Source organism: Zooshikella sp. RANM57, from assembly GCF_050749885.1.
GTDB lineage: Bacteria > Pseudomonadota > Gammaproteobacteria > Pseudomonadales > Zooshikellaceae > Zooshikella.
Genome location: NZ_JBOIUB010000002.1, coordinates 415657 through 439611 on the forward strand (window position 1 = coordinate 415657; position 23955 = coordinate 439611).

19 protein-coding genes are annotated in these 23955 nt (G+C 41.6%); 8 read left to right on the forward strand and 11 right to left on the reverse strand.

Features of this window, described 5'->3' with window-relative positions; all coding sequences use genetic code 11:
• Positions 1–423: 423 nt before the first annotated feature.
• Positions 424–1647 carry an NO-inducible flavohemoprotein gene (hmpA, locus tag ACQ96U_RS06485; RefSeq protein WP_431720426.1) on the reverse strand — a complete coding sequence of 408 codons (1224 nt, stop codon included), beginning with the start codon at positions 1645–1647 and terminating at the stop codon, positions 424–426.
• Positions 1648–1771: 124 nt separating this feature from the next.
• Between hmpA and ACQ96U_RS06490 the strand changes: the two genes are divergently transcribed.
• From ACQ96U_RS06490 to ACQ96U_RS06500, 3 genes are all read left to right on the forward strand, one after another.
• A complete protein-coding gene (locus ACQ96U_RS06490) occupies positions 1772–2203 on the forward strand; it encodes an Rrf2 family transcriptional regulator (RefSeq protein ID WP_431720427.1) in 432 nt (143 codons plus the stop codon).
• A 274-nt stretch (positions 2204–2477) separates the two neighbouring features.
• A complete protein-coding gene (locus ACQ96U_RS06495) occupies positions 2478–2888 on the forward strand; it encodes a hypothetical protein (protein WP_431720428.1) in 411 nt (136 codons plus the stop codon).
• Positions 2889–3006: 118 nt separating this feature from the next.
• Positions 3007–3453 carry a chemotaxis protein CheW gene (locus ACQ96U_RS06500; protein WP_431720429.1) on the forward strand — a complete coding sequence of 149 codons (447 nt, stop codon included), beginning with the start codon at positions 3007–3009 and terminating at the stop codon, positions 3451–3453.
• A 36-nt stretch (positions 3454–3489) separates the two neighbouring features.
• Here ACQ96U_RS06500 and ACQ96U_RS06505 read toward each other — a convergent pair whose 3' ends face one another.
• Genes ACQ96U_RS06505 through ACQ96U_RS06515 form a run of 3 tightly spaced genes read right to left on the reverse strand, consistent with a single transcriptional unit; the run spans position 3490 to position 8220 of the window.
• Positions 3490–4659, reverse strand: a complete 1170-nt coding sequence (locus tag ACQ96U_RS06505) for an osmoprotectant NAGGN system M42 family peptidase (protein WP_431720430.1) — start codon at positions 4657–4659, stop codon at positions 3490–3492.
• A 29-nt stretch (positions 4660–4688) separates the two neighbouring features.
• Positions 4689–6440: an N-acetylglutaminylglutamine synthetase gene (gene ngg / locus ACQ96U_RS06510; RefSeq protein WP_431720431.1), complete on the reverse strand. Its 1752-nt coding sequence runs from the start codon at positions 6438–6440 to the stop codon at positions 4689–4691.
• A 1-nt stretch (position 6441) separates the two neighbouring features.
• Positions 6442–8220, reverse strand: a complete 1779-nt coding sequence (locus tag ACQ96U_RS06515) for an N-acetylglutaminylglutamine amidotransferase (protein ID WP_431720432.1) — start codon at positions 8218–8220, stop codon at positions 6442–6444.
• Positions 8221–9347: 1127 nt separating this feature from the next.
• On the opposite strand from ACQ96U_RS06515, the gene ACQ96U_RS06520 reads away from it, so the two are divergent.
• Together ACQ96U_RS06520 and ACQ96U_RS06525 are read left to right on the forward strand one after the other, a co-directional pair.
• Positions 9348–10016, forward strand: coding sequence for a DUF4360 domain-containing protein (locus ACQ96U_RS06520; protein ID WP_431720433.1), 669 nt, complete (start codon positions 9348–9350; stop codon positions 10014–10016).
• 246 nt (positions 10017–10262) lie between these two features.
• Entirely contained in the window at positions 10263–10928 is a 666-nt protein-coding gene (locus ACQ96U_RS06525) for a DUF4360 domain-containing protein (RefSeq protein WP_431720434.1), read from the forward strand.
• Positions 10929–10982: 54 nt separating this feature from the next.
• On the opposite strand, the gene ACQ96U_RS06530 is transcribed toward ACQ96U_RS06525, so the two are convergent.
• From ACQ96U_RS06530 to ACQ96U_RS06555, 6 genes are read right to left on the reverse strand one after another with little or no spacing between them, the layout of a single operon-like run.
• On the reverse strand, positions 10983–12434 hold the full coding sequence (locus tag ACQ96U_RS06530) for an ATP-binding protein (protein ID WP_431720435.1): 1452 nt from the start codon (positions 12432–12434) through the stop codon (positions 10983–10985).
• Positions 12412–13077 carry a response regulator gene (locus ACQ96U_RS06535; protein ID WP_431720436.1) on the reverse strand — a complete coding sequence of 222 codons (666 nt, stop codon included), beginning with the start codon at positions 13075–13077 and terminating at the stop codon, positions 12412–12414. The genes ACQ96U_RS06530 and ACQ96U_RS06535 overlap by 23 nt, the downstream gene beginning before the upstream one ends.
• A gap of 39 nt (positions 13078–13116) precedes the next feature.
• Positions 13117–13920 carry an SDR family oxidoreductase gene (locus ACQ96U_RS06540; RefSeq protein WP_431720437.1) on the reverse strand — a complete coding sequence of 268 codons (804 nt, stop codon included), beginning with the start codon at positions 13918–13920 and terminating at the stop codon, positions 13117–13119.
• 11 nt (positions 13921–13931) lie between these two features.
• The gene (locus ACQ96U_RS06545) at positions 13932–14624 is read right to left on the reverse strand and encodes a TenA family transcriptional regulator (protein WP_431720438.1); all 693 of its coding nucleotides are present in this window, start codon (positions 14622–14624) and stop codon (positions 13932–13934) included.
• Between the two features lie 51 nt (positions 14625–14675).
• Entirely contained in the window at positions 14676–16238 is a 1563-nt protein-coding gene (locus ACQ96U_RS06550) for an AMP-binding protein (RefSeq protein ID WP_431720439.1), read from the reverse strand.
• Positions 16238–16861 (reverse strand): thermostable hemolysin, encoded by a 624-nt coding sequence (locus tag ACQ96U_RS06555; protein ID WP_431720440.1) that lies wholly within the window; start codon positions 16859–16861, stop codon positions 16238–16240. The genes ACQ96U_RS06550 and ACQ96U_RS06555 overlap by 1 nt, the downstream gene beginning before the upstream one ends.
• 196 nt (positions 16862–17057) lie before the next feature.
• Here ACQ96U_RS06555 and ACQ96U_RS06560 point away from each other — a divergent pair, with 196 nt between their 5' ends.
• Entirely contained in the window at positions 17058–21281 is a 4224-nt protein-coding gene (locus ACQ96U_RS06560; RefSeq protein ID WP_431720441.1) for a tetratricopeptide repeat protein, read from the forward strand.
• A 1-nt stretch (position 21282) separates the two neighbouring features.
• Here ACQ96U_RS06560 and ACQ96U_RS06565 read toward each other — a convergent pair whose 3' ends face one another.
• The gene (locus tag ACQ96U_RS06565; protein ID WP_431720442.1) at positions 21283–21732 is read right to left on the reverse strand and encodes a MarR family winged helix-turn-helix transcriptional regulator; all 450 of its coding nucleotides are present in this window, start codon (positions 21730–21732) and stop codon (positions 21283–21285) included.
• A 167-nt stretch (positions 21733–21899) separates the two neighbouring features.
• Between ACQ96U_RS06565 and ACQ96U_RS06570 the strand changes: the two genes are divergently transcribed.
• Together ACQ96U_RS06570 and ACQ96U_RS06575 are read left to right on the forward strand one after the other, a co-directional pair.
• On the forward strand, positions 21900–22952 hold the full coding sequence (locus tag ACQ96U_RS06570) for an HlyD family secretion protein (protein ID WP_431720443.1): 1053 nt from the start codon (positions 21900–21902) through the stop codon (positions 22950–22952).
• Positions 22952–23920, forward strand: coding sequence for a DUF2955 domain-containing protein (locus tag ACQ96U_RS06575; RefSeq protein ID WP_431720444.1), 969 nt, complete (start codon positions 22952–22954; stop codon positions 23918–23920). The genes ACQ96U_RS06570 and ACQ96U_RS06575 overlap by 1 nt, the downstream gene beginning before the upstream one ends.
• The last annotated feature ends 35 nt before the right edge of the window (positions 23921–23955 follow it).

Genomic DNA, 23955 nt, shown 5'->3' on the forward strand with positions numbered 1-23955 from the left:
CCAAAACGATATAGTCAATCCCACACTGCTCACACTTTGAGTCAAAGCCATTAAGGTAACGACTTGCTGAGAGTTAACTTACAGCTCAGTGCAATGAATTAACCACTTATCGCATAAAATATGCACGCCGTTTTATCACAGATGTCTGGCAAATGTTGGTAATTTGCAAAACAAGTTGAATAACAGCTACTTCCCTAGAGCTGTTATTTAAGACTGGCAATAAAGCCCACACGATGAATGATGGGAATTAATTAAACCAAATAAAGTTGACAGACTGGTGACACTTATCTTTAAAGATCACCAATATTTGATAGCATAAACATAAGGAATATATTTTATTTTTAATTCACCAATGAAACTTTACTCTTAACACAAAAAATATTATTTAGCAAAAAATTAATTAAACTTTCACTCGTTGATAGTTTAATTATCTGTTTCCAATGAATTATGAGGTCCAAATACTTCATAAAATAGCTGATCAGATGATATTCGCTTCATAGTCATTAATTGTTGATAAATATTTTCCATAAAAGATAAAGGCCCACACAAATAATATTGGTGTTCAGGGCTAAACAGTGACTTATTTAATAAACTTAAATTCATTATTCCTGCATAGTCATAATCATTAAGTTTACGATCTTGAGTCGTTGGTTTTCGATACCATGTATACGTTATTAAATTCGCATATTGTTGTTTTAAGGCTGACAGAGAACGACCAAATGCATGAACATCACCATGCTCACAGGCATGCAAAAAATAGATTTTTTCAGCATGCTGCCTATCCAAAAGACTTTCTAACATACTCATCATAGGCGTCACCCCAACACCGGCTGATATTAATACTACGGGTGTTTTATGATCCGCTTGCAGGTAAAAATCTCCTGCAGGAGGTAATATATTTAGTTTATCTCCTACCTTCACTTGTTCGTGTAAATAATTAGAAACTAAGCCTGGTTGTGGAGATTGCTCTCGTTTTACGCTAATTCGATAGGTTTTCCCATTTGGTTTATCCGAAAGTGAATATTGTCGAATTTGTTGATAGGTTGAAGCCGAACCTGAAGGTGTAATAACGCTAAGATATTGCCCTGGTTGAAAGTCCATCACCGCTTCACCATCCTCAGGCGCTAACACAAATGACGTAATACATTCGCTTTCACGTTCCTTGCGAATAACACAAAATGAACGAGGTCCACGCCAGCCACCTGTTACAGATTCTCGCTGTTCATAAAGCTGACCTTCACGTTGAATAAAAATATTAGCCAAGACAGCATACGCTTTTTCCCAAGCTGCAAGCACCTCTGGTGTTGCAGCATCAGGAGCAAGCTCTTCTAACGTTGCTAACAGATGCTGTCCAACAATAGGGTAGTGATCAGGCAAAATCATAAATCCCGTATGTTTTTGCGCAATATGTTCAACCATTTGTGCCAAACGATCAGGTTCATGTAAATGCTTGGCATAGGCCAAAATTGCATTAATGAGTGCTCGGGGCTGGGTGCTGTTATGTTGATTGCTCAGGTTAAACATATGCTTGAGTTCAGGATTCCACTTAAACATGCGCTGATAAAAATGTGTTGTAATTGCCGTATTAGCTTGTTCTAACAGAGGAATAGTAGCCTGAACAGTAGCAATGGTTTGTGCGTCAAGCATGTTCTTAAGCTCCAAGGTAAGCGGTTATTTTAAAGTTATATTTCAAATACATATTTTAAAATATGCATCTTAAATATATATTTAACCTGAAGCAAGTGATTTTAGTTAACTGCATTGACCCTGTATGAAGCTTACTCAATACACCGACTATGGTTTACGAACCCTCATTTACCTGACTACATTACCCGCCGACTCATTGACCAGTGTTGGCGATGTGGCTATACGCTATGACATTTCACGAAACCATTTGGTAAAGGTCGTCAACCAACTCACAAGACTTGGGATTATTTATAGCGTGAGAGGTAAAGGTGGGGGGATTCGGTTGGCAAAGAAACCCTGTGAGATTGTACTCGGCGATGTTATTCGGGCCTTAGAAGGTAACTTGCAAGCCGTTGAATGCCATACACCTCGTTGTAAACTGGTTGAACACTGCGCACTACAACAGGCTTTGGCAAAAGCGATGGAAGCGTTTTTGCTCGAAATGGATCGCTATACCTTGGAAGATATCACCCAAAATAAAACAGAATTGATCCAGTTATTGACTATTCCTTCATAAATTAATAAAAACGTACCAAACTTTAAGGGTACCTCTAAAAACATACTTTTTTAGAGGTACCCTTAAGATTGTGGTTATATTTGCCACAACTCTTATCGCCATGCCCAGTGAAAACATTAAACCACGTCACAAAGCGAATAATTACTTAAAGCAAACAGCAATTATCCAGCTAAAAGGCTGTCGTTACACCGCAAGTTCCCTATAATATTTTTTCTTATGACTCACATTAAAACATGCTTCAGGAAACCCTATATTTATCAGGAATATAAGTTTTATGCTGCTTAATCGTATGCTGCTGGTCGGCATTACCAGTATTTTTTTAATGTATGCCCCTTTTAATATGGCTGATGGCTTATATCATTTACAAGGTAAACTGCAGGTAGGCAAACAGCAATTCGATACCATTTCGCTTGACTTGGAAAGCAATAAAGAAGCCAGTATTTTCTTGTCAGACCAGAAAACCCATTTGGAGTTTCTACTCACAACATTACCTGATGGAAAACTCTCTTTATTAGCCAAATTAAAATCAAATCGCTCTTTAAAAAGCAATGATTATCTCTTCCTCCCCGAACAGATCATCAAACCCAATCAGCAACAAACACGTCGTCGGGTAGATCCTAACACAAACACCGCCATTATTTGGCAAGTACTTATCAAGGCATCACTAAAAAAAGCAGAAGGGTAATCCCTTTTTTGAGTAAAAGCTGGTGACATCAAAAGTGTAAAAAAAAAGTATTTTTTGAAGTCACCTGATCATAGTTGACTATACTTGACTAATAAATACACCAACACAAGCGAGCGTTATGTCTCAGACAAAACAATGGCTAACGATTCAGATTGGTGAGGTGTGGTGTCTTCACGAAACCAGCGTGATCAGAGAAATCCTCGACTTCATTGCGCCTGTTGGTGTTGCAGGCGCTCCTGAGTTTGTAAGTGGTATTATTAACTACCGTAGTGAAATACTTACCCTGATCGATGCCAGCAGTATACTACATTTGAATTATACTAACCCAACACACGATCAAAAAATCATCACGTACGAAATCAATCATGGTATTTACGGACTTAAAGTTGATGGTGTCGGTGAAATTTTAAATGTCACTGAAGACATTATTGAACAAAGCGAATCCCCACTTGATGACCCCTACAAACTTATCATTGGTTCAGTTGAAATAAATGACCAGATATTTTGTGCTATTGATATCCCTACATTTATTCATAATTACCTCACCTTCAATAAATCAGACTAACCTTACACGCCATCAAAGCAACATTTACCCAAAAGATCAAAGACTGTTAATGTCTGGCACACTGGTATTTTTTTTCGGCATATTTTCAGGCTTAAGTTGTTTAGCAAATTCTTCCATTGGCGCGGCATCCACTTTATCACTGTCGAGTGCTGGACCACTTTCCATATAAGCTACCAATAATTTTGCCACGCACTCAAGCGCCGATAAGTGTGTTCGCTCGTAACCATGGGTGGCATCAGTGCCAAAGGTGATGAGTGAGTGACGAATATCATGACCTGCCTGCACAGCAGATAACGCATCACTATAATAAAAACGAAATACATCGCGCTGATAGGGTATATTTTTCGCTTTACATAAATTGATGAGATGTCTCGACAGGTGATAATCAAAAGGACCACTGGAGTCTTTTAGAGCAACCGTGACGCCAAACTCTGTCGAGTTCTGACCAGGTGCAACAGGCGCAATATCAACGCCAACAAACTCTGTCACCATTTCATCCAAAGCATGGCCCACCCCCGAACCAACTTCCTCCGTCAGCGTAAAAATCGGGTGACAATCAATCGCCAAAGGTATGTTATATTCAAGAACAGCTTTCAAAGCGGCAAGAAGCGCTGCAGTGCCTGCTTTATTATCCAAGTGTCGAGATACGATATACCCATTGTCCAAGAGTTCAGGATTAGGATCAAAAGCAATAAAGTCGCCAACATCTAAACCTAGTTTATATACATCATCAGCCGTATAAACATGTTCATCAATACGCACCTCAACCTGATCCCAATTAATGGGTTGACTATCGATGGCCTCATTAAAAGCATGTCCTGCCGCTAACAGGGGCAAAACGGTTCCTCGAAAGCTGTTGTCATCAGAAAAAATAGTCACCCGAGCACCTTCCGCAAACCGGCTTGACCAGTGGCCAATCGGCGTAATACTCAGCCGTCCATTGCCTTTAACTTCACGCAGCATCGCGCCAATAGTATCAAGATGAGTCACAATCGCCCGATCAGGACGTTGTTCAGCCCCTTTTAAGTGCGCGCGAATCGTGCCTCGTCGGGTTAAGTCATAACTAATACCCAGCTCTTGTAACTTATTACAAACATAATAAACCACACGATCTGTAAATCCTGTAGGGCAGGGGATTGCAAACAGTTCTAACATAACCTGTTGCAAATACGCCATATCAATTGGAATATCGATGCCTTTATTCATAGCAGGATTAATCCTTCCAGCTGGATAGCTTAATGCTGTTTCGTCATAGGAAATAACATATCCACAAACCGTTGCGCAGTCGGGTGCGGTTCGTGATTTGCCAAGCCTGGCCGTTCATTTGCTTCAATAATGACATAAATAGCTTGCCCAGGATCAGGCACCATAAAATCAATGCCAGCAACAGGCACACCTAAGGCTTTCGTCGCCTCCAGAGCTGCTTGAGCAATATCCGGATGCAAGCTATCCGTTACATCGTGCAACGTGCCTCCCGTATGCAAATTAGCCGTTTTTCGTACCTGGAGCACTTCTCCTTGTGGTAATACATCATCTATCGTCCATCCAGCCTGCTTAACACAACGAATGGTCTCCTGATCGACAGGGATTGTACTCTCACCACCCGTTGCAGCCTGACGGCGCCGACTCTGTTTGCTAATTAATTGCCGAATAGAGCTCGCCCCATCCCCCACAATTTCAGCAGGCTTTCGAATAGCAGCCGCAACAACCTGATCATCAATCACCAACACTCGTAAATCCAGCCCATGATGAAAGCTTTCCAGTAACACCTGGGAGGACACTTGTTTCGCATACTGAATGGCAGTCTTCACTTCATCCAGCGTTGAGAGCCCCACGGATATACCTTGACCTTGCTCAGCATCCAAGGGTTTAACAACCACTGATCCTACTTTATCAATAAAATCCTGAATTTTTTCGGTATTGTCATCGTCAACCAACAAGGCCTCAGGTACTTTTAACCCAGCACGCATTAACGTCTTATGCGTCAACCATTTATTTTGGCAAAGCTTACATGCATAGGCAGAGGTAAGATCCGTTAATGACTCATTACAACGAATAACTCGCCCGCCATGGCGTAAGGTAAATAAACTTTCAGCCGCATCATCAACAACAACTTCTATACCACGAGCCAGTGCTTCATCAATAATAATCTGGGCGTAAGGATTTAGCTTTAGGCAAGCCTGAGGCCCTACAAATAATTTTTCATTAATGGCATTTTTCTTTTTAACCGCAAAGGTATTTAAACGCTCAAAACCCAGCTTTTTATAGAGTGCTTTGGCACTTGTATTATCATGTAACACAGACAAATCCAGAAGCTGGCATCCTCGAACCTGAAAATATTCAACAAGATAACGCACCAACACTTCACCCACTGCACTGTGTTTACACTCTGGCGAAACCGCTAGAGACCACAGGCTACTGCCTTTATCGGGGTCATCAAATAACTTTTCATGATTAAGCCCCATCACCGTACCTACCACTTCGCCTGACTTTCGGTCTACTGCCACCAAATACAACAATTTCTTTGAACGTCGGTGTTGTAAAATATGCTTAATCGGAATAGGGACCATACCTCGTTTTAATAAAATGGTATTCAATGCTTCTGCATCAAGACTCGACGTCGCACGCCGAACGGTAATACTACTGATAATACGTTGCCGAGGTCGATAATTTGTCATCCATAAACGATAGGTATCAGACGGGTCTAAAAAAAATGACTGTGGTGCATTGGCTAAAAGCACATGAGGCTGATCAACATAAAAAGCAATATTTCGTTGACCTGAAGGCTCTTCTAATAAAGGCTTCGCAATCAAATCGGTGGATGCAAACGTATGCCCCATAATCAATATTCCCCAACCACAATCCACTGTGACATTTTGGGGCTGACTACGGTCATTTTCCTCACGCAAGCAAGCTGCTTGCAGCTGCTCAAAAGAAGGCTGTTGTTTTCGTACAATCCGTGACCGATTCCGCAAACGGGTAGTCATGTTAAATACCTTGTGCTTGCAACCAAAGTTCAAGTAATCCTAGCTGCCACAATTTTGAACTGCGTAATGGCGTAATATGAGCTTCAGGATTTTGGTATAACTTATTTAAATAAGCGGAATTAAATAATCCTCGCTGTTTAGCTTGAGGTTGATGAAGCGCCTCCGTAATTTGATTTAGCACTGTACCCTTCAGATATTTCAAAGCAGGGACAGGAAAATAACCTTTTGGCCGATCAATCACCTCAACAGGTAACCATTGTCTGGCTAAGCGCTTTAATAACCACTTGCCATCACCTTGTTGAATTTTCATCGCAGGAGGCATTTTCGCCACCAGTTCAACCAGCTCATGATCCAAGAAGGGCACCCTTGCCTCTAAACCATGTGCCATGGTCATGTTATCCACTCGTTTGACGGGATCTTCAACCAACATCACGGTGGTATCTAACCGCAGGGCTTTATCCAAGGGCAGTGGCGCGCCAGGCTGGGCAAAATGTGCTTTAACCCAATCTCCCGCTTCATCACTCGCAATACGCCAGGCAGTATCAACAGTTTCTTCATACTCTTTAAAGCTTCTATCAAAAAACGCTTGGCGATAACGAGTAAAAGCATCCTTGGTATCTAACAAAGGTGGATACCAGTGATAACCTGCAAATATCTCATCGGCACCTTGACCACTTTGGACCGCATGGCAATGTTTAACCACTTCTTGGGCCAGTAAATAAAACCCAATGCAGTCATGACTTACCATTGGTTCGGACATCGCTTTAATCGCCTGAGGCAGGGTGTTAAGCAATTCCTGCTCAGTTACCCGCCAGCGGTGATGCGTCGTGCCAAACTGTTTGGCAACCATGTCAGAGTATTGAAATTCATCACCGGCTTCATTTCCCACAGCATCAAAACCAATGGAAAAGGTTTGAATTTCTGAACCTTTAATTTCTGCTAATAACGCCACTAACAAACTAGAATCAACACCACCTGATAATAAGATACCTACATCAACAGCAGCCACATTTCGGCGACGTACCGACTGCAGCAAGGTTTCCTGTAGCATCATTTGCCAGTCATCTACTGACTGAGCTTCATGATCCGCTGATCGCTCGTAATTAACTTGCCACCAACAAGCTTGCTGAACACTGCCGTCATCCTTTACTTCTAACCAGTGACCAGGAGGCAACTTGTGTATGTCTTTAAAAAGGGTTGAAGGCGCAGGTACTACAGCATGAAAATTCAAATAAAATTGTACTGCGACTGGGTCTAACTCATGAGATACATGTGAGCTATGTAATAATGCAGGCAAAAAAGAAGCGAAACGAAAAAATTGTTGATTTTTTACATAATAGCAAGGCTTAATACCCAGCCGATCTCGTGCTAAAAAGAGCTGACTACCATCAATACGCCAAATGGCAAATGCAAACATCCCATTAAAACGGTCCAGGCATTTTTTCCCCCATGCATGATAGGCTTTTAAAACCACCTCTGTGTCAACATCCGAAAAGAAATGATAACCTTGATCAATTAATCTTTTTCTAATTTCCCGATAGTTATAAATAGCACCATTAAAAACAATACCCAATCCAAGCGTCATATCAACCATGGGCTGTTGCGCTTCATGGGATAAATCCATAATTTTTAAACGACGATGGGCAAACAACTGATTATTTTGAGCAAAAATGCCAGAAGCATCAGGCCCTCGTGTTGCCTGCATTCTATTCGCGACATCAGCAAAACTAAGATCCGGACTCTGTTGATCAAAACGAAATTCGCCTGCAATCCCACACATATGATGTATAAATCCACTCTTTTGAATTGTTTAGCTGGTTAAAGTTTGTATTTATCTGGCAACGTACCTGTCACCCTCTTGTCATACCAAACTCAGTGATACTTGCCATAGCCAATCCTTGTTATACAAAATATTTATAACACAAAACATTTTAATGCGCAAAAACCAGAGCAACGCACCAAACCAAACATAAACCAGGAAAAATACAGCATTTAAAAATAGCTTTCTTCTACAAAGGCAAAGATTAATACTTTGAACTAAAATCATTATAATCCGATTACAGCTTTCTAAGCATAGTCTAAAGTAGTGCAATGTCATCAAAAATCTTACTCAACAATCCACCCCAACAGTAATTTGATACCCATCACAAAAAATAAATTCCTTTTGATAAAGAAGTACTACTGACTTATTTTTGTCACAGAATAAACGTATAAGAGATACAAACTTTTAACCACAAGGTTAAGCCAAAACGCTTGCTATAGATCAAGCAAAAAATTTGTCGCATATAATACAGTTAACACCTAAAAAAGCAGGCTTTTACGGTCACTGTTTTAGTGAACGCATCATAAGTGTTACACACTAAAAAAATAACAACATATAATAAAAACCTCTTTAATCAAAAGATAAATTTAATTTAGAAAAAATAAATAAAATAAAACCTAATTAAAAATATTTACATCTGAATTTGCAAGCGGTGCTCAGTCATTACAAGAGGATAATATGTAATGACCTACTGAAAATCGTTTGTATAAACCCTTAGCGTTGTTTTTTAGGAGTCAAACAGTCAAAGCGCCAGGACAGACGCTCGTTGTATGCTCACAATGCATGCATCAGCGAATTATAACAACCAAAAAAGCCAAAAATAACAACTTAAGGGTAGGGTAAATACATCCAAATAACAGATATTAGTTATAAAAAGGGCAAGGTATATTTATGGTGGTATCTGTAAAATTAGGGTGTATTTTTCATGATGCCCACAGCGAATGATATTTAGGGGGCGACCGTCAAATACGTCTGCATAAACTGCATTCTTACCATTTTTGGTGGTCAAGAAGGCTCTAAAAATGATTCGCGAAGGGTATAAAACAGTAGGCAGGTAAAACAATAACATTATCAAGGAATGAATCATGCAATTTACATTACGTAAACTTAGCGCCACACTTCTAGCATTCTCCAGCTTAACCATTGCGGGTCTCTCAACAGCAGACAGTTCAATCCCTGTCACCATTGATTTAGTCAGAAACTCTGGTACGGGTTGTCCTTCTGGTACGGTATCAACCACCGTTGCACCTGATGGCAAATCATTTGTGCTAGGCTTCGATACTTATATTGCCGAAGTAGGGCCTGGTGTTCCTTATCGGGAAAGCCGTAAAAACTGTACTATCACAGCACAGCTTAATATCCCTAATGGTTATTCATTTACCATTGTTGATGTTAATTATCGAGGCTTCGCTTCACTTGACCGCCATGTTACGGCAATGCAACAATCGCGTTATTTCTTTGCGGGTTATGCACAAGAAGCTCGCTTGAGAACTAACTTTCAAGGTCCTTATGATGACAACTATTTAATTAGTGACAGATTAGGACTTCACTCTGTTGTATGGTCAAGTTGTGGCGCCAAAGAACCTGTTGTTATTAATACCGAACTTCGCGTTTCAAATGGTCGGTATCGTAATGCCAGAGGCCTTATCACAACTGATACTATTGATGGCAAGCTATCTCATCAATACGGTATTCAATTCAGACGTTGTAACCTGAATAGTGAAGCAGAAAACAGCGAATTATCTTTCAATTAAAATAAAAGCAGGCCCAACGGGCCTGCCTTCTGTTTATTTATGTTTTAATCATCACATTCAGCGTGCGTTACGAAGCTTTTAAATTCCTACCTTGCAACACCAACATATTCTTCATTAAATCATTTTACAGCTGTCATATTTTAAATGCATAAATTACAACGCTTCCTATGTAATTGAGTTGTTTTTTATAAAGAAAAACCCGATTGATATACCCAAAATAGAAAACTGTCTATTCAAGGATTGATGATGATTAAAGCACTCAGTTTATCTAACGTTTTTACGCTCTTTACAGGTTTAACGCTTGCATCTATTGCCTCTGCCAGTAGTTCAATACCTGTCACTATTGACCTGGTTAAAAATTCAGGTACGGGTTGTCCTTCTGGTACCGTTTCCACCACGGTAGCACCTGATGGAAAATCATTTGTATTGGGATTTGATGCTTATATTGCCGAAGTTGGACCTAGTGTACCTTATCGTGAAAGTCGTAAAAACTGTACATTAACGGCACAACTTAACATCCCCAATGGTTATGCATTTACCATTGTAGATGTTAATTATCGGGGATATGCTTCCTTAGAAAACGGCGTGAATGCAGTTCAACAATCCCGTTATTTCTTTGCCAGGTATCCACAGGAAGCTCGCCTAAAAACTGATTTTAATGGCCCTTACGATGATAATTACCTTATCAGTGATCGCCTAGGTCTTCACTCAGTGGTTTGGTCAAGCTGTGGAGCCAAAGAGCCTGTGGTCATAAATACCGAGTTAAGAGTCAATGATGGTGGTAATTCAAATGCACGCGGTCTAATCACCACAGATACCATAGATGGCAAGCTATCACATCAATATGGTATTCAGTTCCGTAAATGCACAATGAATACAGAAAAAGAGACTTATGATGCTGTAAATTTATAAGCAATTAAGAAAGGAGAATATCTATTATATCCGCGGCTATATTAGAGTATTCTCCTATTTATGTTGATCGCTTGGCAATTGAATACACACGATTAAACCAGAACATCCATCATTTCTATTTTTAAAATATAAATAACCATGATGTAATGCTACAACCCGCTCTACAATCGCAAGGCCCAATCCAGCACCCAATGCACCAGAAGCATTTCCGCGATAAAAACGTGTGGTTAGCTTCTGTAGATCATCATCCGTTACACCAGGACCTGAGTCCTGAACCTGTAACACAATCACTCCATTTTGTTCAGTCAACTCAACGTCAATTTCTGATGCAACAGGAGAGTAGTGAATCGCATTGTCTAACAGATTACTCACCAAAATACTGAGCCATGTCGACTGACCTTTGATAACAACAGACTGATGATGATCATTGAAAACAACTTGCTGTTGTTTTGCCAATGCCAATGGCATACGTTCAGCAATGGTTTCCCGAATTAATTTATTCAATGAAACTGATTCAAACGTCAGCTGTTGTACATTGTCCACACGTGCCTGTGTTAGTAATTGTTGAACCAATCGACTACAACGTTCAATACCAAGAATGAGTTTGTGTAATGCACTGTCACGTGTTCCTGCATCTTTTGCCTGCAATGCATTTTGTGCATATAAACCCAAAACCGCCAAAGGTGTCCTTAACTCATGTGCTGCCTCTGAAGTAAATTGTTTTTCACGATCAAGGGCTTGTTGTAATCGCAAAAAAAGCTGGTTTAAGGCAAGAATAATCGGTTGAATTTCCCGCCGTCGAAGGATGCCCTGTACGGGATCAAGGTTATCAGGACTGCGACTGGCAATTACTTCGGCTAAATGCTGAAGCGGTGCTAAACCATGATGTAAGACTTGCCACAATAAAAAACACAACAAAGGAATAAGCAGGACCATTGGCATTATTCCTTGTTCAACAACTTCTTCAATTAGTTCTCCACGCACATCATCTCGTTCAGCAACGAGCAGCCAACGCTGCGTCTGTGGATTTTGTAGTAAAAAGCAACGCCATTGATGCCCTTGGTAATGAACATTGATATAACCAGGCTGAGGTTCAACAAAGGGCTGCTCTGGTACACTCGCAGAATGTAAAAGAAGTGCTCCTTGATGTGTTAAAAATTGAAAGGCTATTTTTTTTTCATAACGATGGCCCAGAGGCTCATTAACGATTTGGTGCCCCGATTTACTGAGCACCTGGTTTGCGAAAGGGAATACCCCCGAATCAGATTTCGTTTTATCTGTGTTATTCGAACTCAACGCTTGTTGTTGTGCGTAAAAATATTCTACGACAGGTAATAAAACGCGTGCTTGTTCAGCAAGTTGTGCATCGAATAACTCTTCTATTTCATGGTGTGAATTTCGGTAAGAAATAATCAAACTAATCAACGTGCTAAAAAGTACCAGCCCTAACACCCCCGAAAATAAAAAAAGACGTATAGAAGGTTCAGGCAGGTACTTTTTCAACACAATAACCCACTCCACGAATTGTTTTAATTAACGAAGTATAAAATTTTTTTCGTAAATGGTGGATATGCACTTCTATTGAATTACTTTCAGGTGGATTATCCCAACCATATACCAGCTCTTGTAAGATTTCCTTGGTAAAGACTTTACCGGGGCGTCCTAATAAAATCATCAGCAACTTAAATTCATGCCGACTCAGCGTAATTTCATGTTCCTGATAATAGACCTGGTGTTTTTCAGGGTTTAAGGTGATATCACCAAAAACGATGGTATTATCTTGCCGCCCTTGCGATCGTCGTAGCAAAGCACGTAACCGGGCTTTAAGCTCTTCCACATCAAAGGGTTTAACCAGATAATCATCAGCACCAGCATCTAAACCTTGAACCCGGTCATCAATCTCATCACGTGCAGTCAAAATTAAAATAGGTAAATCAATTTTCGCTTGGCGTATTTGTTTTATAACCTGTATACCATCCATATCAGGTAATCCTAAATCCAAAACCACCCCCGCAAATGCCTGGTGACGCAAACTACTGAGTACTGGCTGTCCTTGCGCCAACCAGTCAACCGTATACCCTGACAGTTGTAGCGCATCACACAGACCATCCGCTAACATACTGTCATCTTCCACGAGTAACACTCGCATTCGTGATTTCCTTTAATCTGTGAAACCTCATTTTCATCCCTACACAACACGCTGAGCTTCAGCACAGTGGCGGATAGTTGACCACTGTTTGCGTATAGCGCGACTTACAAGACTAGGGCAAAGCTGGTTTAGCCAAACAAATAACTTTTCGGGCCAGCCAATAAACCATTCATTACGCTTTGCACGCAGAGCCAGCATAACCTGTTGTGCAACCACCTCTGGTGAATCTAAATGACTGCCTGTCTGCTGAAGAAGCTGTCGTATAGCGGCATCATTCAACGAGGTATCCGTTGCTCGAGGTGCAACATACTTAACCGAGACACCTTCATTACCCAGCTCTCGCCCAAGCGCCTGCGCAAACCCACGCAAGCCAAACTTTGACGCACAATAGGCTGCAAATCCAGGATAACCAATAACACCGTAAGTGGAACCAATATAGACCAGTTGCGCTTTATGTGCTTTGACAACAGGTAAAAGTAGATGCGTGAGTAAAATCACCGAGGTTAAGTTCGTCATCATTAACTGGCTCACCATTTCAGGTGACTGTTCTTCCAGCCAACGAAACTCATTAATCCCTGCTGTAAAAATAACACTGTCTAGGGGTTGGCAAGGGGGAACCATACTGACTATTTTCTCCCTACCTTCAGCCGAAGTAAGGTCAGTAGCACAACAATGGTGCTGCCCAGGTAACGTTCGCTGAAGCAGGGTCAGCCGCTGCTCATTGCGTGCTACAAGTAACAATGTTGCACCAGACTCAGCCAAGCGTTTTGCTAAAGCTTGGCCAATACCTCCCGTCGCACCCACTAAAACAATGAATTTTCCTTGATAAGGTTTATTGTGCATCACCATACCTCCTATCCTGCTAAGGCAAAAGTATTACCATAACCAGTCACATCCTCTGGTAGAGGTAACGTGTGCAACATTTGACCATAAAGCTGATATACACGTTTTGCACTATGAATAATGGCCTGTTGGTCCTCTGGCTCAGTGATACCATTCATTAACCCAGTAAAGAATTGCCAGTGCTCTTCATCAAGCGTGCCATGTGAACGTAAGTAGCTAAAGGCCTGGTCAGGTAAGTTCAAAGTTGTCTGAAAGGCATCGGCCATCCGATGAGCCTGATTTATACTAGTGCCTTCTAAGACCTGAACCATGCCAAATAAACTTAATGGATTACCACGATGAATAGCGTCATATAAAAAGGCCACCATGAGTTCAATAGGTGCCTCAGGCTGCCCATGTCGTACTTCCTCCGCATCAATACCACAAGCAGCCAAATCCGCCAGAATCCATTCCTGATGGCCCATTTCCTCAGCAATGTACTCAGCAATCGCTTTCTGCAATTCAGGAAAACGAGGACCGAGTTGTGCGCCACAGGCCATTAACAGAGGAACCGTGTGTTTTACATGATGATAGGCCTGGGTTAAAAACGTGGTATACGTTGAGAGTAGTACTTTACCCGCAGGTACTGCTGTAAAGACCGGCGCATCCAGCATTTGCTGACGGACTGCGGCGGTTGCATCTTGTAACTGAGTATAAAATCCCATTGTTTAAAAACCTCTTTAATTAAATGAGCGAGTCTTGGTAAACCTATCAATTCATCCGTCAGTACCCACTACCGCAGCTACATTATTGGTAATGGCAGTAGTGGGCACCATCCGAAGCTTTGACTGATTTGATGCCATCAAATCAGTCTGAAATCGTTCTTGAATAACCTGACGCCGCAAGCGTCCATTACTGGTAAGCAGGCCATTGCTTACCGTCATTGGCTCAACTAAGCGAAGCCAACGACGTACCTGAGCATAATCGGGTAATGATTTATTCAGTGCTAATAACGAGTGGATAATGTCGTCTTCCAAGGCAGTCGAAAAAATCAGCGCCGTCAGATCCATGTGCTCATTCCCAAGCAGCACAAACTGTTGCAGCGTCGGATAGGCTTCAGCCTCAGCTTCAACCCATTCAGGATTAATATTACGCCCATAGCTGGTCACAATGGTGTTTTTACAACGACCATACACTGTAAGCCTGCTGGATGAAGAAAGTCGTACCAAGTCGCCAGTACATACGCTTCGTTTGGCTGAACGAGGCTGACCTAAATACCCTAAAAACGTATTACCTTGTAAGATCAATTCACCCTGTGCACTGCACTGTGCCTGTAAATGTGGGAGTAAGTGGCCCACACTACCTGGCACATTATCAAATGGCGTATTGAGCGCGACCACTGATGCACACTCCGACAAGCCATATCCCTCATAAACAGGCAATCCCTGGTGTTGAGCCTGCTGTAGTAATGCACTGGTCACTTTGCCGCCACCCACCGCAATGAACCGAACACCCGCCGTCAGTTTATCTTTAAGTAAAGAGAGATCCGGCTGCTGAACAATATGCCGTAACATGGCAGGCAACCAAATCAACGAGTCAGGTTGAAAGCAGACCCAGGTCGCTAAATACTGGGTCCAATCCACTAGCCGACTTTGTTGCCAACCTTGGCTGGATAATGCAGGTATTACGACAGTGGCACCTTGCCATAACGCGGTATACACACCGGCTACATTTTCCAGTAGCACAGCCAGTGGTAGACAGCATCCATGCCGTTGCAAGCCAAGTGGTGCCAATCGATCTGCCAGTGCTTGAGCGACACGTAGTTGATGAGTGGCACTTAACATAACCCCTTTTGGCTGACCCGTCGTACCTGAGGTATAAGTGACTTTTGCCACACCTCGTCCTAATCGAGAAGACTGACTAGCCAGTAGGGCACTATTGGCTGGAGTCAGTTGAATCAACGAAAGTCCCAGAGGTAACGACCACTGCTGCTGAATCAGTGCAGGCTGTAACCAATGAGGTGGTTGATCAACTATCAACCATTGAAGGTTCGCATCATTCAATACATGTGAGATTTGTGCCTGGCTAAAGAATGAGGGTAGGGGGACAACAGGATTCCCCCGGCTTAGCAGTGCCAAATCCACAATAACCCAAGGACAGCCATTTTCTAACTGTAAACCAACAGCTTGTCCTCCACAGGGGGCAAGGGCATCAGTAACTGTTTCGATCAAATGGGGTAGCTGTTCCCATGTAACCTGCTGGTTTTCATCTTCAAGTGCCAATGATGCAGGCTTGGTTTGCTGCCAATGGCGCAATCGGTGCCAAAGCTGCTGGCGCATCAGTGAACCTCCACATCTTGCGCAAAACGAAGTCCTTGTTGAAGCTTGGGTAGGACTGCGGCAACATCACTTACCCGTAATGCCACTACCTGAGGTTGATGCTCATAATAACGCCCCCAATACTGTTGCTGATCACCTAATGCAGCGGCTGATGCTTTACCAAGGGCATAAAGTGGCACCCCCAGCCGTCGAAATGAACCCGCCAACTGTTTAGTTGCGGTAAAGACAACATACGGAATCTGTTGTGCTTGGCACAGCCTTAGAAAAAAGATAATAAGAGTTCTTAAGCCTCCACTGAACGAAGCAAATAAATTACCAATTTCCAGAATGTCCTTTCGTACAATATCCTGCTGCCAACGAAGGGCTAACAAGGACTCAATAGGCTTATTCAAATAAAGTTCTAAAAAGAGTGTTTGATGTGCAGCATAGCAATAACCTGCCGCTGCCTTTAATTGACTGTTAACCCATAAACTGGTTAATTCGGGTAAAAAAGAAATTTCAGACGCATTAAAATAACGCCAATACCCCCCTTGAATAAACTGCTCAACCTCACTTCTGCGTGGGTGAGCGGTGGTTAATGACCATATCCACTGGGAAGACTGCTGTTGTTCTATTGACTGCATACACTTTTCTCTCACCAACCTGATGGATACAAAAAAGCGTACTTAGCTAAACTTAAGGAAAACTTAAGTGAACAAATTATTTTCAAATTAATCGTTAAGTGACTGAAATAGCTTGGTTTTATTCTTCAAACCAGCATTAATATTTGATTAATCAGTCAGTTATTTTACGTTATTCTGATTTTAGGTAGTTTCATTGATGTTATTTCGTCGCCACCACCCACTTTATGGTCTTCTTTCTCGTCATGCGAGAAAACACTACCTTATTTTTGCCAAAGGCGACTGTTTTCAGGCTTATCAAGCATTCAACCAACACCGTCATGATAAAGAGCAATTGATCAACCAACCTGCCGATGCTTTATTTTGGGATGATGTCCTCACTGCCGCAGGAAAAAGCAATACTGGGAATGCCCTTATTAAAATTGCGGCTAAGTATTTTCCAAACCACTCAGGTATTCAATTACGATGGCTGGGTATTCGAGCTCAACGGGAAAATATTCGCGATACCCTGGCCCAAGCAGAAGCCATGAGCCATCTGTGTTTAACACCCGATGAACGGACCTTACAGCAAGCGATTGTTGTCCGCATTACCGCCAGAATGGGACTGATAAGTTCAACCTATGAACACATTGCCCATTTAAAAACACAACTTCCGACAAAACATTATTTAGCCTGGCGTCACTTGGCGATTGCTTATGGTTATTTACGGGATTGGGATGCTGCCATTGCCTGTAGCCAACAGGCCATCAAAAGTTATCCTCAGCGGGCAGACGGCTACTGTCTACTGATTTCCAACCTGCTGGCACGAGGTCAACTCACACAAGCCAGTACAATATTACGACAGGCCACTGCCAAACATTTTAATGATTTAATGTTTTTACACTATAAAGCGCAGTTTTATTATTTTATTGGCGACTTAACCCAATCAATTCATTGTTTGAATGAGTTAAAAAGCCGTTGGCCTAATGCCGATTTACGCCTGATTGAGCAAACGCAAGTCAATCTATTATGGCTAAACAATCAGAAAGATGAAGCACTTAAATTAGCTCAAGCAGCGTATCCTTCTTTCTACCAACGGCTTAAAAATGCACCCACTGATGCCAAAAAAATACTTATTTCAGTACCCGTCATGTGTCAGGAACCTTCTCTGTGTGTGCCAACTGCCATTACGATGTGTGCCCATGCTCAAGGTATCACCCTAGATCCACGACAGCTTTATCAAAACATGCAAGGTCATGAAGGCACTGAGCTGTGGCGCATGCAAGACTACCTGGAGAATAATGGCTTTACTGTCCACTACATACAAAATACCCCCGCAGCCATCAAACTGCTGTTAAACCAGGGTATCCCCCTGATCGGTCATTTACTCACTTTATTTATGGCGCATGTTGAAGTCATTATTGGCTATGATGACGCATTACAGGGCTTTTATATTCGCGACCCTGAATCCCTCAGTCCCAAATTTGTTGATGAAGATTACTTAGCCGATGCCTATCAAGCTGCGGGTAATTATCTGATTGCTATCACTCACCAGAGTCAAACTAAACTACCGGGTTATCCCTTCCATGAAGATGCACAACAGTTAATTGCCTTAAGTAAATATGCCGCTGAAAACGCTACTGATCAGGCAACACTTACCTATCAAAAAATTAATGATAATAGCCCTTGTGCCTACCTCCGAGACATATATGCCTATGGTATTTGTCTGTCACCTCAACAGTTTGCCGAGTGCATGAAGCAGTATGCAGATGACCAACAACAGCACAACGTTACGCGCTTAAAAGCAATATTAAATTGCGGTGATACCGAATTCCTTGAACAGTGGGTGAATACCTACCGTCAACAACATGATGATCTGCCAACAGGTTTTACTCACTATTTGGAACTCATTGTTGCCAGAGCAAAACAGCAGTGGCCTGAAGTATTTACCCGTGTTAATCAGCTTTTGACAAAATCACCCTCTGCTGAACATTTATGGATGTATAAAGCAGAAGCCGAATATGAATTAGGGCTGATGGATGATGCGTTGGACAGTGCCAATATGGCGATTGATCTATCCCCTAAATCGACCAGTATTAAACGTAAACTCAGATTGATCCGACCTTACGCCGAATCCTATCAAACACGTTGCCAACAGTTACAAGAACAAATTAAAGCCTGTCCCAGCATCTATGAACTACAAGAGGAGTATGCTTATCTGTTAGGGGAGGGCAGCAGTGGTTTGGATTACGAAGCAGCCCTTAAGGGATGTATTAAGGCTCGACCACTATTACCCTGGAATTATGACAAACTCGCTGATTGGTACTTACAACAGGATCGTAGTGATCTCGCCAAAACCTTATTACGCCAGGGCCGAAGTCTGTTACCAACAGAGATTTCATTACGCCCCTTTGAACACGAAAAAGACAATGCAACAGCGTCACTACCTGACAATCACGATCAACAGGAACCAACCGAAGTTACACCCACCACGCAATGGCAAACGCTAAAAGTAGCCTGGTACCAACAAAAACCCTTTTCTGAGAACGATTATCAGGATTTAATCGCTTTAACCGAAAACAACACTTTTATAAAACACTTGTCTTGGTTTGAAGCCTGTTATCTTTATGCTGTTTATTTTGGTATTACCGACCAACGTCATCGACAAAGTCCGGCCAGTGATCAGATTAGGGCATTAAAAGGCTGTTTACCTGAGGATTTACCAGGTCATAAACCTTTTTCACTGTTGTGTTTTAATCAGGCCATAGAAAGAGGAGGCCTAAGCCGACAAGCAAATTATTTATTATATGAGTGGCAAAAAACAGCATTGAAAGACAATCAATGGCGTTATGACATAGCATTTGATATTGCTTTCTTTAAAGAATGTGCGGGTTATTTAAATGATGCCGAGCAAATGTATCAAACCATTACCCAGCAAATGCCAGGCTATGCAGGGGCCTATTACCGGTTAGCGCAAATACTGGATAAAAAGGGTGAATTACAGTCAGCCATGCAGTGGTATGCTAAAAGTATAGAAATAGCACCGCTTTCACCTGGGGCTATTAGCCGTATGCTTGAGGTTTATCATGATAATCAGCTGTATGAGAAAGCCGCTCACTGTGCCCAAAAACTCTTAGATTTATATCCCTATAATTTTAATTATATTGAGCAAGTGCTACGTTACCTTGCCAATAACAATAATACGCAAATGGCATTACAGCAATTAGATGATTATACAATTTATCTCTCCAGCGCGGCTAAAGCCGCTATTGCTGCACGCCTGTTTTTAATGGACGATCATTTTCAGCAAGCCGCTGATCAATTGGCAACCATTGAACAACGACAAGGATTAACTCGCCATGTGATGGTCTCAGAAGTACGCTGTTTTATGGGATTAGAAAAATACGATGAAGCACTGTCAACAATTCATCAGGCGTTGGAATATGAGCCTGAGGATGAGTGGTTCATTAATGCCAAACTTCAGGTGCTTGAAAAAACCAATAGCACACAACGTTATTCTTATATAGAGCAATGCATCAAACAACAGGTGATAACCAATAATATTCTTTCAAGTTGGTACGCATATCATCAACATGATAACAATGAAACATTGTTTGAATGGTTAAAACAGCAGTCTGAAGATACCGCTTATCGTTGTGCCCGTTATTTAGAGCATGTTTTTATCGAACACAACGAATTACAAAAAAGATTGGATTTACTGTATTTTTGCAATCATTATTTTAGTCATTATGATTACTTTAAACGCACATTAGTCTATTGGTTAATTAATCAAAATAAATACGATGAAGCAATGCAGTTAACCCAGACATTATTAGCACAACAGCCTGATGAACCAGAATATCACTTATTATTAGGCCGCATTTATACTGATCAAGGTAATTCCTCTGCGGCATTTCAACATCTGAATCAAGCCTATGATATGACTGGCTGGGTTGATGCCCTTGTGCATATTGGCCGAGCCCATCATGCTAAAGGCAATACCCGACTTGCCATTACTACCTACAGAAATGTTTTGGAAAAAGACCCTCTTCACGATTTAGCCTTGAATAATCTTTTTATTCTTCATTATGAACCTACACAGCTTTTTCCTTATTTTTATCACACCATTGAGCATCAAATCGGCCATGAAACTCAATACTTTTTAGTGAATGCAGCGCGTTGTGCCGCCGAAGTAAAACAACCACTCCCCACTAACTGGTTACCCATGGCATTACACCGCTTTAACGCACTTTTTCAGGAACCACCCTATGCTGATGAAAAAAAACAGCTTGCTAAGCTGATTTATCGTTACTATTTCAGGCTTGGTGAAAAAGAAAAAGGGGAAGCCATTTTAATCCAGGCAGACGTGTCCAAACCAGGCCTATGGCCCTGGCATCGGTTTGGTAATAGCTGGATTCCCAAACAGGAAAGTCATGCCTCTTAATTTACTCAGGATCATCCTGCAACAACGTATACATTTCTCTGACATTGGCCATAAACTGTGTTAGCTGCTTAGTACCGACTTTTTTTTCTAATGCCTGCCGTGCTTGTTGAATGGCTTGTAATCCCTGCTTAAGTAACTTTTCACCTGCTGGCAGTAAACGGATATTTTTAACACGCTTATCGCACTCATTGTCATCAAGTGCAATCAACTGACGTTGCTGAAGCCGATCAATAATGCGTTTCGAAGTTGAGCGCCCACGACCTTGGTAACAACAAAACTGATTAGTTGTTAACGGCCCTTTATCCGCAATAATCAACATGGACCCGAGCATTTCTGAGGTAATATTTAATGGTTCTAAAGCCAGTGTAATTTTTTGCCGCATAACATAATGCAAGCTGCTTACCGCAAAAAATATTGACTCATCCAACACATCAATTTCACTAAACCGCACAATGCCGCCCCCTAAAAACCATTTATTTTATATGAACATTTTCAACGTAACGCTAGCTTAACAAAAAATGTTGCATGTGCAACATATATCGCTATAATGTTGCACATGCAACAATATTAACATTCAAGTTTTTCCTTCTTTTTTCTTATATCTTTAACGAGGTTTCTATGGCTAATCGGGCGCTTACCCGCCTTTCGTTTGGTTTATTTGCTATTGTGGTACTGCTCAGTGGTTTTCTGTTAGCTGCTGACTTTTATGCACCATTTTCTTCCCAAGGCGTTATTCAAGCCGGTTTTATTGATATAGCACCAGAGGTCGCAGGTAAGGTTACTGCGATTTATGTGCGCAATGGTGATCAGGTTATGCCTGGTGACCACTTATTTGATCTTGATGTTGAGCGCTATCAACTTGCGCTGGAAAATGCCCAAGCACAACTGGCTCAAGTGCTTGAACAAAACCAAGGATTACAAGCCACTATTACACAAACATTAGCCAGGGAAAAACAAGCTCAAACAGATTTAAAACAAGTGCAGGCACACACCATGCGGGTCAGACAGCTTTTTAGTAAAGGACTTCTCAATAAGGAAGCCTTAGAAAAGGCAGATACTGAGCTTGTTCATGCCCAACAACAGGTTGTTATTAATCATAATGCGGTCATTAATGCTCACGCAAAAATCCAAAGCGATGGTGATAATGCGGCACTCAAGTTGGCTCTTAATCAACTACAACAAGCCCAATACAATGTCAGTCGTACCAGAATTGTCGCGACAAGTGCTGGAACGGTCACCAACCTGGCTTTAACAAAAGGCACATATTTGCATATTGGGCAAACGGCGCTCACGCTTGTTGCCCAAGAAAACCAGTGGCTTGCGGTAGACTTTCTTGAAAAAGGCGGTGATCAGCTAAAACCAGGAAGCCAGGCATTAGTGGTGTTTGATGCCAATCCAACCACTCTAGTCAAAGGCTATATCAGTAGTGTCGACACTGCCGTTTCTTCTGCCAAAGCAGCCTTAGGGTCAGCCGCCGATGTGCAAAATGACACACACTGGGTCAGACCTAAACAACGTATTCGCGTCCGTATTCAATTTAATCATACACCCAAAAATTTGATTGTTGGCTCACGAGCATCCGCCATGATAGTCCCTCAACAGTCAGGAATTTGGTCAGTACTTAGCCGTATTTGGATGCACGGAGTATCTTTGACACGTATGGTGTTGTAATGATAAAAAAAATTAATCCTGCACTCCACAGACCTATACGCATCATCCTGGGTATGATGGTGGGTGCCACTATTGGCTTAACAGGTAACTGGAAACTACCCATGTATTGGTTACTGTTTCCGGTCATTATTTATATCAATTTACCCAAAGCATCTTTTCAATTAGTGTGGCAACTTACAGGTAAAAGTCTGTTATTAGCCTTAGGAGCTAGTTTATTAACCGATATATTGGCAAATCATCCTTTTATTGCCTGGCTTATATCCGCCTGGTTATGTTTTTACGCTATTCATGACACGGCTAAACATAATAATCAAACACCTTGGTTTTTTGCCTTAATTAGCTGGTCATTGTTTTTAATACTGGGATTTTCGGGTGTTTCAACTCGAACCTTACTGGCCGATTATTACTGGTCATTTATCATTACCGTGGTATTGATGTATCCTATTTTTTTTCTATTTCCGGCACCAGGATTAGTACCGAAACCTCCCGAAAATGATCAATCTCAACCACTGACAGGCAATATGATCTGCATTGGTATTATTTTATCGTTAGCCCTTGGTGCCTATTTAATTTTTAACATAAAAGACAGCGTCTTTGTGTTTATCACTATTATTGGCGCTGTCATGTCTCTCAAAAAAGGGGATGTCGCTAAATACAACCAGCGTATGATTGGTCAGCTCTCGGGATGTGTGCTGGTAGGCCTATTATTCATCATGACATTGGGTCAAACCGACCAGCTTTTACTGATTTTGCTAGGCCATCTGTTAATCGTCAGCTACCTGGTCTATGCCTTTGGTCAACCCAATAATGCCGCTGCACTGACCAATGCCATGATTGGTTACAGTGTACCCTTTATACTCTATGTGATTCCTGGGCAGCCTATCCTCTATAATTTAAGCATTCGGATCATTATGCTTTGTGCCGCAGGATTAACGATTTTATTCATCGATTTAATCTTGCAGGGCTAAAGGCCTTTACATCTTAACGGCATTATGGGTATATG